This window comes from Sphingomonas abaci (assembly GCF_014199625.1).
GTDB lineage: Bacteria > Pseudomonadota > Alphaproteobacteria > Sphingomonadales > Sphingomonadaceae > Sphingomonas > Sphingomonas abaci.
This window is the reverse complement of sequence record NZ_JACHNY010000007.1, coordinates 39939-52338: the sequence shown is the minus strand read 5'-3', so window position 1 is coordinate 52338 and position 12400 is coordinate 39939. Positions and strand designations below refer to the sequence as shown.

10 protein-coding genes are annotated in these 12400 nt (G+C 69.8%); all 10 read left to right on the top strand.

Annotated features, from left to right (window positions below; genetic code table 11):
* Positions 1–48 precede the first annotated feature (48 nt).
* The 10 genes from ptsP to GGQ96_RS15545 all read left to right on the top strand — a co-directional run bounded on the left by ptsP (position 49) and on the right by GGQ96_RS15545 (position 12350).
* Positions 49–2322: a phosphoenolpyruvate--protein phosphotransferase gene (gene ptsP, locus GGQ96_RS15590; RefSeq protein WP_184116440.1), complete on the top strand. Its 2274-nt coding sequence runs from the start codon at positions 49–51 to the stop codon at positions 2320–2322.
* 152 nt (positions 2323–2474) lie between these two features.
* A complete protein-coding gene (locus GGQ96_RS15585) occupies positions 2475–3401 on the top strand; it encodes a helix-turn-helix domain-containing protein (protein ID WP_246360653.1) in 927 nt (308 codons plus the stop codon).
* 28 nt (positions 3402–3429) lie between these two features.
* Positions 3430–4392 carry a tol-pal system YbgF family protein gene (locus tag GGQ96_RS15580; protein ID WP_246360651.1) on the top strand — a complete coding sequence of 321 codons (963 nt, stop codon included), beginning with the start codon at positions 3430–3432 and terminating at the stop codon, positions 4390–4392.
* Positions 4383–5378 (top strand): tRNA lysidine(34) synthetase TilS, encoded by a 996-nt coding sequence (gene tilS, locus GGQ96_RS15575; RefSeq protein WP_184116438.1) that lies wholly within the window; start codon positions 4383–4385, stop codon positions 5376–5378. The genes GGQ96_RS15580 and tilS overlap by 10 nt, the downstream gene beginning before the upstream one ends.
* A 74-nt stretch (positions 5379–5452) precedes the next feature.
* On the top strand, positions 5453–7411 hold the full coding sequence (gene ftsH / locus GGQ96_RS15570; RefSeq protein ID WP_184116436.1) for an ATP-dependent zinc metalloprotease FtsH: 1959 nt from the start codon (positions 5453–5455) through the stop codon (positions 7409–7411).
* 79 nt (positions 7412–7490) lie between these two features.
* Positions 7491–7862, top strand: a complete 372-nt coding sequence (locus GGQ96_RS15565; RefSeq protein ID WP_246360650.1) for a hypothetical protein — start codon at positions 7491–7493, stop codon at positions 7860–7862.
* Positions 7863–7874: 12 nt separating this feature from the next.
* On the top strand, positions 7875–8582 hold the full coding sequence (locus tag GGQ96_RS15560; RefSeq protein WP_246360648.1) for a pyridoxamine 5'-phosphate oxidase family protein: 708 nt from the start codon (positions 7875–7877) through the stop codon (positions 8580–8582).
* Positions 8583–8759: 177 nt separating this feature from the next.
* A complete protein-coding gene (locus tag GGQ96_RS15555; protein WP_184116435.1) occupies positions 8760–9047 on the top strand; it encodes a ribbon-helix-helix domain-containing protein in 288 nt (95 codons plus the stop codon).
* Between the two features lie 54 nt (positions 9048–9101).
* Positions 9102–11618: a TonB-dependent receptor gene (locus GGQ96_RS15550; RefSeq protein WP_184116433.1), complete on the top strand. Its 2517-nt coding sequence runs from the start codon at positions 9102–9104 to the stop codon at positions 11616–11618.
* Positions 11619–11666: 48 nt separating this feature from the next.
* Positions 11667–12350, top strand: a complete 684-nt coding sequence (locus tag GGQ96_RS15545) for a Fe2+-dependent dioxygenase (protein WP_184116431.1) — start codon at positions 11667–11669, stop codon at positions 12348–12350.
* Positions 12351–12400 lie beyond the last annotated feature (50 nt).

Genomic DNA, 12400 nt, shown 5'->3' with positions numbered 1-12400 from the left:
CATTTGCACCGTGGCCTCCGTGCCACCGTTCTGATAGCCCATGCGGCCATGCTCGCCACCGCCGCCGCCTCCGCCCGAGAGATCCTGGTCCGACTGCATGACGTGATGGCATCGCGGATGCCGGCGCAGGCGAAGCTCAACCAGGTCGTCAACATTATCGGCGAGGAGACGGACAGCGAGGTCTGTTCGATCTACCTGCTGCGCGAGGGCGTGCTGGAGCTGTTCGCCACGCGCGGTCTGGCGCAGGAGGCGGTGCACGTCACCAAGCTGGCGCTGGGCGAGGGGCTGGTCGGCACCCTGGCGGAGCGCGCCGAGATCCTGAATTTGGACGAGGCGGCGAGCCATCCCGATTTCCGCTACATGCCGGAGACGGGCGAGGAGCGGTTCCACAGCTTCGCCGGCGTGCCGATCATCCGGCGGGAGCGGGTGGTGGGCGTGCTGGCGGTGCAGCATGTCGACCAGCGCCGCTACCAGGATATCGAGATCGAGGCGTTGCAGACGGTGGCGATGGTGCTGTCCGAACTGATCGCCAATGCCGGGCTGATCGACGTCGCCACCACCGGCGCGCACCGGCCGCAATCGACCGCCTCGGTCCGCATCCCCGGCCTCAAGCTGGTCGACGGCATGGGCCAGGGCTGCGCGGTGTTCCACCAGCCGCGCATCGTCGTCGAACATACCGTCGCGGAGGACACGGATGCGGAGCGCCACCGCGTCTATGCCGCCTTCGACAAGATGCGCGAGCAGATCGAGCGGATGACGCGCGAGGCGGAGTTCGGCGTGGGCGGCGAGCATATGGAGGTGCTCGAGACCTACAAGATGTTCGCCTATGACGAGGGGTGGAGCCGTCGGATCAACGAGGCGATCGACAGCGGCCTGACCGCCGAGGCGGCGATCGAGCGGGTGCAGCAGCGCACGCGCCAGCGGATGCGCCAGATCGACGATCCGCTGCTCGCCGACCGGATGCACGACCTGGAGGACCTGTCCAACCGGCTGTTGCGCATCGTGTCGGGCCAGATGGGCACCGCCGCGCAACTGGGCCTGCGCCAGGACACGATCCTGATCGCGCGCAACCTGGGCCCCGCCGAGCTGCTGGAATATGACCGCCGCCGGCTGAAGGGCGTGGTGCTGGAGGAGGGCTCGCTGACCGCGCACGTCACCATCGTCGCGCGGGCGATGGGGGTGCCGGTGCTGGGCCGGGTGCGCGACGTGCGCCGGCTGATCGCGGAGGGCGACGTGCTGCTGCTCGACGTGACCGAGGGCAATGTCTTCGTCCGCCCCTCGGCGGCGATGGAGGAGGCATTCGAGGCGAAGCTGGCGGTCCGGCAGAAGCGGCGCGCCGCCTTCGCGGCGCTGCGCGACCTGCCGCCCGAGACGCGGGACGGGCACCGTGTCACGTTGATGGTCAATGCCGGGCTTCGTGACGACGTTGCGGCGCTCGATCTGACCGGCGCCGACGGGATCGGCCTGTTCCGCACCGAATTCCAGTTCCTGGTGTCCGCGACGCTGCCGCAGCGCGAGCGCCAGCAGCGGCTCTATCGCGAGGTGCTGGAGCAGGCGGGCGAGCGGCCGGTGGTGTTCCGCACGATCGACATCGGCGGCGACAAGGCGCTGCCGTATCTGAACGTCGAGGCGGGGACCGAAGAGAATCCGGCGATGGGCTGGCGCGCGCTGCGCCTGGCGCTGGAGCGCGACGGGCTGATGAAGGCGCAGGCGCGCGCGCTGCTGGAGGCGGCCGCCGGGCGGACGCTCAACGTCATGTTCCCGATGGTGTCCGAACCCTGGGAATTCAGCGAGGCCAAGGCGCTGTTCGAGGCGCAGCGCGTGTTCCTGGCGGGGCGGGGCAAGCGGTTGCCCACCGAGATCCGCTATGGCGCGATGCTGGAGGTGCCGGCGCTCGCCGAACAGCTCGATCTGCTGCTGCCCGAGGTGCAGTTCCTGTCGGTCGGCACCAACGACCTGACCCAGTTCCTGTTCGCCGCCGACCGCGCCAACCCGAAGCTGGCGGAGCGGTACGACTGGCTGTCCGCCGCGATCCTGCGCTTCCTCCGCCGCGTCGTCCAGGCGGCGCGGCCGGCGGGCGTGCCGGTGGCGGTGTGCGGCGAGATGGGCGGCCGGCCGCTGGAGGCGATGGCGCTGATCGGCCTGGGCATCGACCGTCTGTCGATCACGCCGGCGGCGGTCGGCCCGGTCAAGGCGATGATCCGCTCGCTCGACAGGGCGGAACTTGGCACGTTCGTCACCGGGCTGCTGGCCCGGCCGCCGCGCGACATGCGCGCCGTCCTGACCGAATGGGCGGTGGCGCACGGGGTCGAGCTGAACTGATCGTATACGGCCGGGCCGTGGTGAAGCTGCGGCCGGCCGAGCCAGGCGTGGCGAAGGCCCGGTAAAGCGCGCCAACCCCGCGTTGACACTGGCCGGACGGTCTGGAAGATGGGTCGGCGGGCAAGGGTGGTGCCCCGCAGCGGAGTGAATGGATGAACGAGCCCCAGCACGGCGAGACCGGGACGGCCATGGGGGCCGATCGGGTCGGTGACCGTTTGCGCGCCCTTCGCGAGGCGCAGGGGCTGTCGCTGGCCGAGGTGGGGCAGCGCACTCGCGTGCCGCTCCGCCATCTGGAGGCGATCGAGGCGACCGACTTCGCCGCCCTGCCTTCGCCGACCTATGCGGTCGGGTTCAGCCGCGCCTATGCGCGCGCGGTCGGCGCCGACGAGGTGCAGGTCGCCCAGGCCGTGCGCACCGAGCTGGCCAAGGTCGACCGGCCGCCCGAATATCGCCCCTACGAGACCGCCGATCCGGCGCGGGTGCCGGCGCGCGGGCTGGCGATCGTGACGCTCGGCTGCGCGCTGGCGATCGTGATCCTGGCCGGTCTGTGGTTCGGCACCGATCTGTTTCGGGGCGGCGGCGAGACCATGGTGTCGCCTGGCCCGTCCGCCAGCGTCGCGGTGCCGCCGCGCGCGGTCGCGCCCACGCCCGCTCCGACGCCGTCGCTCGCCGAGGGGCAGGTGCGACTGGCCGCCGGGGCCAGCAAGGTATGGCTGCGCGTCTATGACGCCGACAACAAGACGCTGTATCTCGGCACGCTGGCGCCGGGCGCGAGCTTCGACGTGCCGCGCGACGCACGGGGGCCCAGGATCAATGTCGGCCGGCCCGACCAGTTGCAGATCACCGTCAACGGCACCGCCATCCCGCGGCTGGGCGACGGCAAGCGGCCGATCAAGGACGTGCCGGTCGATGCCGCCTCACTGGCGGCGCGACTGAACGGCGCGTCCGCGACCGCCCCCGTGCCCGCGACGTCTCCCGCGACGACGCCGGCCGCCGCTTCGCGGGCCGCGCCGTCGCGCGCCGCGCCGGAGCCGAGCGTACCGGCCGCCACCGCCGCCACCGGCAACGTCACCGAATAACTCGATCCGGACACAAGGGCCCTTGTCGATGCGTATCCCCGTCCTTCTGCTCGGCGTCGCGATGCTGACGCTGCCCGGCCTCGCGCCCGCGCCCGTCGCGGCCCAGTCGACCAATCTGGACGGTCGGGTCAACCGGCTCGAAAGCGAGATGCGCGCGGTGCAGCGCAAGGTCTTCCCCAATGGCGGCGGCCAGCTGCTCCAGCCCGAGGTGGTGGCGCCGACCCGGCCGGTCGAGGCGCCGGGCACGCCGGCGGCGGGGGCGCTGGTCGACCTGACCGCGCGTGTCACCTCGCTGGAGGAGCAGATCGCCACGCTGACCGGCCAGGCCGAGCAGAATGGCTATCAGCTCCGCCAGTTGCGCGAGCAGTTCGAGGCCTATCAGCGCGCCACCGACGCGAAGCTGGCGGCGATGGGCCCGCCGCCCGCCGCGGCATCCACGCCGGCCGGCGGCGGCGGCGGCGGCGGTGGCGACGAGCCCGCGCCGATCGCGCCCGCCAAGTCCTCGGGCCCGCCCCCCAGGGGCGCGGCCGAGGCGCCGGTCGCCAAGGCCAGCGATCCCGGCCGCGCCGCGCGCGTGGCGGCGGTGCCGCGGCCCAAGAGCGCCGATCCGGCCGAAGACGCCTATCTCTATGGCTATCGCCTGTGGGAGGCGAAATTCTATCCCGAGGCGCAAGCGCAGCTCAAGAAGACGGTCAACGACTATCCCAAGAGCAAGCGCGCCAGCTATGCGCAGAACCTGCTCGGCCGCGCCTATCTCGACGATGGCAAGCCCAGCCTCGCCTCGATCGCCTTCTACGAGAATTACAAGAAGATGCCGGACGGCGACCGCGCGCCGGACAGCCTGCTCTATCTGGGCGAGGCGCTGACCCGGCTCGACAAGCCGGCCGATGCCTGCAAGGTCTATGACGAATTGTCCGATGTCTATGCCGGCAAGATCGCCAGCATGAAGGCGGATATCGCCAAGGGGCGCGCCGCCGCCAAGTGCAAGTAACGCGGTTCGCCGCCGACTGGGCGGCGGCGCTCGGCCGGCCGGTCGCGGCGGACGAGCGGATCGTGCTGGCGGTGTCGGGCGGGGCGGACAGCATGGCGATGCTGGCGCTGGCGGCGGCGGCCTTTCCCGGCCAGATCGCGGCCGCGACCTTCGATCATGGCCTGCGCGCGGGGTCCGCCGCAGAGGCGGCGATGGTGGCGGACTGGTGCGGCGCGCACGCGGTGCCACACCGCATCTTGCATCCCGCCACGCCGCTGCCCCGCGCCAATCTCCAGGCGACCGCGCGGCGTGCGCGCTATGCCGCCTTGCTCGATTGGGCGGCGGGGGCGGGGGCGGGGGCGTCGATGCTGGCCACGGCGCATCAGGCCGACGATCAGGCCGAGACCTTCCTGATGCGCGCCGGTCGCGGCAGCGGGCTGAACGGGCTGGCAGGTGTTCGTCCGCGTCGGGTCGAGACGCTGGCTGACGGCCGGCAGGTCACGTTGCTGCGTCCGTTGCTCGGCTGGCGGCGGGCGGAGCTGCGCGCGGTCGTGCGGGCGGCGGACCTGCCGTTCGTCGACGATCCCTCCAACGCCGATCCCCGCTACGACCGGGTACGCGTGCGCATGCTGTTGCGGGACCAGGACGTGCTCGATCCGGCGCAACTGGCGCGTTCGGCGAACTGGCTGGCGGAGGCGGAAGCGGACTGGCGGCTGGTCGCCGAGCGGCTGTGGACCGAGCGGAGCACGTGGCAGGAGGCGGACCGGCTCCACGTCTCCGTCGCCGGGCTGCCGCGCGGCATGCGCCGCGACCTCGCCCGGCGGGCGATCCTGGCCTGTCGCGAATCATGCGCGATCGCCACGCCCGTCTTCGACGCCGCCACCAATATCGAGTCGTTGCTCGACGCCCTCGAACGCGGCAAAATCGCGAGCCAGGCGGGCCTGATCGTAAAACCGATCACGGATATCTGGATATTTATGCCGGCTCCGCCGCGCAAGACGGGCTGATCGGCACGATTGCGCCGCTTTGTTCCATTGTCATTAACCCCGCTGCGCTTATCTTGTCCGCTGAAAGGTAGCCCATGAACGACAACGACAAGCAGCCTGGCGGCGGCGGTGGCAATCCCTGGATGAAGAGCCTCCTCATCTGGGTGGCGATTCTGCTGGGCCTCGCGCTGTTCGTGACGATGGTCGACGGCCGCAGCGCCACGCCGCGCGGCACCGCCATCGATTATTCGGCGTTCCTCGACAAGGTCGACGAAGGCACGGTGAAGAACGCGGTCATCTCGCGTGATGCGATCACCGGTCAGCTGTCGAACGGCGAGGCGTATCGCACCTCGCCCGTGCAGGACTCGACGCTGATTCCGCGCCTGCGCGAGAAGGGCGTCAGCTTCACCGCCAAGACCGATGACGGTCCGTCGGTGTGGATGGTGCTGCTCTACCAGTCGCTCCCCTTCCTGCTGTTCCTGGGCATCGCCTTCTTCGTGCTGCGCCAGATGCAGAAGGGCGGCGGTGCCAATGGCGCGATGGGCTTCGGCAAGAGCCGCGCCCGGATGCTGACCCAGAAGGAAGGCAAGGTCACCTTCGACGATGTCGCCGGCATCGACGAGGCGCGTGCCGAGCTGACCGAGATCGTCGACTTCCTGAAGGACCCGACCAAGTTCGCGCGGCTGGGCGGCAAGATCCCTAAGGGCGCGCTGCTAGTCGGCTCGCCCGGCACCGGCAAGACGCTGCTGGCGCGCGCGATCGCGGGCGAGGCGGGCGTGCCGTTTTTCACCATCTCCGGCTCGGACTTCGTCGAGATGTTCGTCGGCGTCGGCGCCAGCCGTGTGCGCGACATGTTCGAACAGGCCAAGAAGTCGGCGCCCTGCATCGTCTTCATCGACGAGATCGACGCGGTCGGCCGCCATCGCGGTGCGGGCCTGGGCAATGGCAATGACGAGCGCGAGCAGACGCTGAACCAGCTGCTGGTCGAGATGGACGGCTTCGAGGCCAATGAGGGGATCATCATCGTCGCGGCGACCAATCGCCCGGACGTGCTCGACCCCGCGCTGCTGCGTCCGGGCCGCTTCGACCGCCAGGTCGTGGTGCCCCGCCCCGACATCGAGGGTCGCGTCAAGATCCTCGAAGTCCATATGAAGAAGGTGCCGCTGGCGCCCGATGTGGACTCGCGCACCATCGCGCGCGGCACGCCCGGCTTCTCGGGCGCGGACCTCGCCAATCTGGTCAACGAGGCGGCGCTGATGGCGGCGCGCAAGGGCAAGCGCCTGGTCGCCATGGCCGAGTTCGAGGAAGCCAAGGACAAGGTGATGATGGGCGCCGAGCGGCGTTCGATGGTGATGACCGAGGACGAGAAGCGGATGACCGCCTATCACGAGGCGGGCCATGCCATCGTCGCGCTGCACGAGCCGGCGTCGGACCCGATCCACAAGGCGACGATCATCCCGCGCGGCCGCGCGCTGGGCATGGTGATGCGCCTGCCCGAGCGGGACAGCTACAGCTATCACCGCGACAAGATGTACGCCAATCTGGCGGTGTCGATGGGCGGTCGCGTCGCGGAAGAGGTGATCTTCGGCTATGACAAGGTGTCGTCGGGCGCCTCGGGCGACATCCAGTACGCCACCGGTCTGGCGCGCGACATGGTCACGAAGTGGGGCATGTCGGACAAGGTCGGGCCGGTCGAATATGCCCAGCCCGAGGGCGAAAGCTTCCTCGGCTATTCCTCGTCGCAGCCGGTGCGCATGTCGAACCAGACCGCGCAGCTGATCGACGACGAGATCAAGTCGATCGTCGAGGGCGGCCTGCACCGCGCCAAGCATGTGCTGACCGAGCATCTCGACCAGCTTCATCTGCTCGCCGGCGCGCTGCTCGAATATGAGACGCTGTCGGGCGACGAGATCAAGAAGCTGATCGCGGGCGAGGAGATCGGCCGCGCCGATCAGGGGCCGAAGACGCCGGTGGTGAAGGCGGCGGGGACTTCGATTCCCAAGACCCGCCGTACGCCGGGTCCGTTCGGCAGCCCGACGCCGCTGGGCGCCTGACCTCTCGACCGGCATCGTCGTTCATGACGGTGCAAGGACGGATCGTCCATGGGCCGGCCTTCCATAGGAAGGTCGGCCCATGTTGCGTAAAGCTCATGTTCTTGCAGCGCTTTTTGCCACGGCACTGAGCGCGTTCCCCGCCGGTGCGGCGATGTCCACCGGCCAGTTCGTCGCGCGCGCCAACACGCTTCGCGCGCAAGGCTTCGCGGCGTTGCTGTCGCCGGACTTCCAGGTCCTGAAGGACGAGGCGCGCGTGGCCCGCCAGCAGTTGCGGGCGGAGAACGACGCGCGCGTCAAGGCCGGCAAGCGCCCGATCGCCTGCGTGCCCGATGGCGAGACGATCGGCATCGAGGAGATGCTCGACGAGCTCGCCCGCCTGCCTGCCGCCGACCAGCGCCGGCCATTGAAGGACGGCTATGCCCGCGTGCTGTCGCGCCGCTTTCCCTGCTAGGGCCTGATACGCATGGCCGGTCGCACGGCGACCGGCGATGATCGGCCGGCGGGACGCGCGATGGTGCGGGGGGGGGGGGGAGTGGTGGACGCACGAGACGATGGCCGGATCGAGTCGTTGGAGGCGCTCGAGGCGCTCGAGGCGCTGTACGGTCCGGTGGCGCAGGCCTCGATCGTCAAGCAGGCCGATCACATCCATCCGCTCTACCGCCCGTTCATCGAGGCCGCGCCGTTCGTGCTGCTCGCGACGGCGGGCCCGGCTGGCCTGGACGTCAGTCCGCGCGGCGATCCGCCGGGCTTCGTCGTGATCGAAGACGCGCGTACGCTGATCCTGCCCGACCGCCGCGCCTACAACCGGATCGACAGCCTGCGCAACATCCTGGCCGACCCCCGCGTCGCGTTGCTGTTCCTGGTGCCTGGCATCGGCGAGACGCTGCGGGTCCAGGGGGTGGCGGAGATCCTCGCCGATCCGGCCCTGCTCGCCCGCCATGCGCATGACGGCCGGTCGCCGCGGTCGCTGCTCCGCATCCAGGTGGACAGCGTCTTCTTCCAGTGCAGTCGGGCGGTGCTTCGCGCCGGGCTATGGGCGGCCGACCGCCAGGTCGACCGGGCTACCTTGCCGAGCACGGGCACGATCCTGCGCACCCTGTCCGCCGAGGCGATCGACGGTCCCGCCTATGATGCGGCCTTGCCCGGGCGTTTGGCTGACACGCTGTATTGAGGCTGCGGCCCGGCGCGGGACCTCCGCGATCGCCGGACCCTGCTCGTCCGGGCGCGGGCGCTCAAGCCTTGCGCCAGCTATCCTCCACAGCGGCGTGAAGCGGCTGCGCCGTGACGGCATGATGGGGTGGTGCCAAGTCCGGTTGCCAGTCCCGCCCCGATCCGGGATGCTGGCGCCATGCCCGCTCCCACCCTAGCCCCACCGCCGGGCGGATTCGTCGGCCCGGTCAAGCGGTCGATCACCATCGCCGGCCATCAGACTTCGATCAGCCTGGAGCCGCTGTTCTGGTCGCTGCTGGAACGGTGCGCGGCGGACCGGGCGCTGCCGCTGTCGGCGCTGGTCGCCGAGGTCGACGCCGTTCGAATTCTGGCGGAGGATGCGCCCAACCTCGCCAGCGCGCTGCGCAGCTGGTTGCTGGCCCAGTGCCTAGCGCGTGAACATGAAAATAAGTCGCAATTGCGTTGACTGTGATATTCATTCGCAATAACGGGCGTCCCGAAGAAAATGGGGATTGCCGTCATGTCGAAAGCCACCGCGCCGTTTCTGGCGCTGTCCTGCGTCGGGTTCATCGCAAGCGCTCCGGCCCTGGCGGCGGATCGGGCCGCTGCGTCGCCGCCGGCCGCGCGGGATGCCGACGGACAGGTTCGTGGCCAGGACGCGCGGCGCGAGACGGCGCGCGACGAGATCGTCGTCAACGGCCATGTGGATGCCGCCCCCGCCATGGTGGAGAGCCCCAAGGCGACGTCGGCACTGCTGGATACGCCGCAGACGATCACGGTCATCTCCGACCAGACGTTGCGCAAGCAGAACCTGCTGACGTTGCGCGATGCGCTCCAGACCATCCCCGGCATCACCTTCGGCGCCGGCGAGGGGGGCGGCGGCTATGGCGACAGCATCAATCTGCGTGGCTTCTCGGCGAACAACGACATCACCGTCGACGGCGTCCGCGACTCGGCGCAATATAGCCGCACCGATCCGTTCAACCTCCAGCAGATCGAGGTGTACAACGGCGCCAACTCGGTCTTCAACGGATCGGGTTCGGTCGGCGGCACGATCAACCTCGTCACCAAGGAGCCGCGTGCCGAGGACCTGACGATCGTGCAAGCATCGGTCGGCACGGACGATTACTGGCGCGGCACGGTCGATGCCAATCGCCGGATCGGGGCGGACAGCGCGGTGCGCCTGAACGCCGTGGTCCACCGCAATGGCGTGCCCGGCCGCAAGGTCGAGCGGTACGAGCGCTGGGGCATTGCCCCCTCGGTCACGATCGGCATCGACGGGCCGACCAGCCTGACCCTCGCCTATGTCCACCAGCGCGACGACAACACGCCCATCTATGGCGTCCCCTATTTCCGCAGCGGCGTGAACGACGGGCCGCTGCCGGGGGTCAGCCGCGCCGATTATTTCGGCATCGCCAATCTCGACCGGCAGGAGGTGACGGTCGACCGCTTCACCGCGACCTTCCGCCACGATGCCGGCGACGGGCTGTCGCTGCGCAATCTGACGCGGTGGCAGCGGGTCGGTCAGTATAGCGTCACCAGCGCGCCGCAGGGCATCTTCTGCCTCGCCACCACCGGTCGCCAGCCGGTCGGCGCGACCGGATCGGCGACGGTCGGGCTGCCCTGCACGGGCACGGTCAGCAGCGTCGCGGCCGGCGGTCCGGACGGCACGGCCACCAGCCTGGGCACGGTGGCGGTGACGGTCGCGCCCGGCTTCTTCCAGCCGAGCGGTCCGCGCGGGCTGGTCCGCGACCAGGAGAACCAGCTTCTCTACAACCAGACCGACCTGCGCTGGGAACGCGGCGCGAAGGGCGGCCTGCGCAACGTCGCCAATATCGGCCTGTCGGGCGCGATCGAGGATTACCGGATCGGCACCGCCAGCCTGTTGCGCAACGCGGCGGGCGCACCGATCCTGCTGCCGCCGATCAGCTTGGCGAACCCTGCGACCGACTATGCCGGTCCGACCCATTATACGCTTACCGCCCAGTCGAAATCGACGACGCGCAACCTGGCGGTCTATGCCTTCGACACGCTGGAGATGGGCCGGTATTTCGAGTTGAACGGCGGCGTCCGCTGGGAAGTGCAGGACGCGTCCTTCCGGCAATTGCCGCTGGCGGTGGTGCCGCCCGGCACCGCGCCGCTGACCGCGCTGCAACAGGCGCCGCAGCGCAGCCATGAGCGGCTCTTCTCCTACCGGATCGGCGCGGTGTTCCACCCGGTCGCGAATGTCAGCCTTTATGCCGGCTATGGCAATGCCAGGACGCCGTCCTCGGCGACGGTGCGGCTGGGCTGCGGCGTGGCGACGGCGACCGGGACCACGATCTTCCAGCCCTGCGATGTCGCGCCGGAGACCGCGCGCAACTATGAAGTGGGGGTGAAGGCGGGGCTGTTCGACCGGCGGCTGGAACTGACCGCGGCGCTGTTCCGCAACGCGCGGACCAATTACCGCGTCGCCAGCAACGATCCCGCCGCGCCGCAGGTGCAGGTGCTCGATGGGCGCAGCCGGGTCGACGGCATCGCGCTGGGCGCGACGGGCAGCCTGACGCGGCACTGGACGATCTTCGCCAACTATACCTATCTCGACAGCGAGGTGCTGCAATCCGTGTCCGACCGGTGCCTGGCGACGCCGGGCCTCAGCGGGTGCGGCAATTCGGTGGCGGATCCCGATCCGCAGCGGGGGGCAATGATCCCGCAGACGCCGCGTCATTCGGGCAGCCTGTTCACCACCTATACGCTGCCGTTCGGCCTGGAACTGGGCTATGGCCTGACTTATCAGGGCAAGTTCACCACCTTCGCCCCGGTGCTTCCCAATGCCAGCCAGCCCATGGTGGACGATTACCTGATCCACCGCGCCTATCTGGCCTACAGCTTCGGCGGCGGACTGACCGCGCAGCTCAACGTGCAGAACTTCACCGATGCCAAGTATTTCACCACCGTGCGCAGCAACGTCAACGCGACGACCGGCGCGGTGACCGGCGGCTGGGCGATGCCCGGCGACCGGCGGCAAGCGGTGCTGAGCCTGTTCTACAGCTTCTGATATGCTACGCCGCCCCGGCCCCCGGTCGGGGCGGCGACGGAGTGGGCCATGTTGATCGCGATCCCCGATATGCTCGATCCCGCCGGCGTCGCACGGGTGCGGGCGCTGATCGACGCAGGCGAATGGGTGGACGGCAACGTCACCTCCGGCCCACAGGCGGCGCTCGCCAAGCGCAACGCGCAGCTGGTGGAGGACCAGCCAGCGGCCCGCGAGGCGGGCGGGCTGATTCTGGATGCGCTGGGCCGATCGCCCCTGTTCGTGGCCGCGGCCCTGCCGCTCAAGGTGTTTCCACCGCTGTTCAACCGCTATGCCGGCGGCCAGGATTTCGGCCTGCACGTCGACAATGCCATCCGCTTGCAGCGGGGCAGCGATTTCCGCATCCGCAGCGACTTGTCGGCGACGCTCTTTTTAGAAGACCCCGAAGCCTATGATGGCGGCGAGCTGGTGATCGAGGACCAGTTCGGGCCGCAGGTGGTGAAGCTGCCGGCCGGGCATATGGTGCTCTATCCGGCGTCCAGCCTGCACCGGGTGACGCCGGTGACGCGCGGCGAGCGGGTCGCCAGCTTCTTCTGGGTGCAGTCGATGGTGCGCGACGACGGCGCGCGGCGCATCCTGTTCGAGCTGGATCAGGGCGTACAGATGGTCGCCGCCGCTCAAGGCCAAGGCGAACCGGCGACGGTGTCGCTGACCGGGGTCTATCACAATCTGCTGCGGCGCTGGGCCGACGCCTGACGGCTCCGCGCCACGATTGACGGGGCGGGGGCCATGGGGCAGCGCGTCGT

Coding starts and splice junctions, on each gene's coding strand:
- ptsP (WP_184116440.1), top strand. CDS start 49: ATGCTCGCCACCGCCGCCGCCTCCGCCCGAGAGATCCTGGTCCGACTG.
- GGQ96_RS15585 (WP_246360653.1), top strand. CDS start 2,475: ATGAACGAGCCCCAGCACGGCGAGACCGGGACGGCCATGGGGGCCGAT.
- GGQ96_RS15580 (WP_246360651.1), top strand. CDS start 3,430: ATGCGTATCCCCGTCCTTCTGCTCGGCGTCGCGATGCTGACGCTGCCC.
- ftsH (WP_184116436.1), top strand. CDS start 5,453: ATGAACGACAACGACAAGCAGCCTGGCGGCGGCGGTGGCAATCCCTGG.
- GGQ96_RS15565 (WP_246360650.1), top strand. CDS start 7,491: ATGTTGCGTAAAGCTCATGTTCTTGCAGCGCTTTTTGCCACGGCACTG.
- GGQ96_RS15560 (WP_246360648.1), top strand. CDS start 7,875: ATGGCCGGTCGCACGGCGACCGGCGATGATCGGCCGGCGGGACGCGCG.
- GGQ96_RS15555 (WP_184116435.1), top strand. CDS start 8,760: ATGCCCGCTCCCACCCTAGCCCCACCGCCGGGCGGATTCGTCGGCCCG.
- GGQ96_RS15550 (WP_184116433.1), top strand. CDS start 9,102: ATGTCGAAAGCCACCGCGCCGTTTCTGGCGCTGTCCTGCGTCGGGTTC.
- GGQ96_RS15545 (WP_184116431.1), top strand. CDS start 11,667: ATGTTGATCGCGATCCCCGATATGCTCGATCCCGCCGGCGTCGCACGG.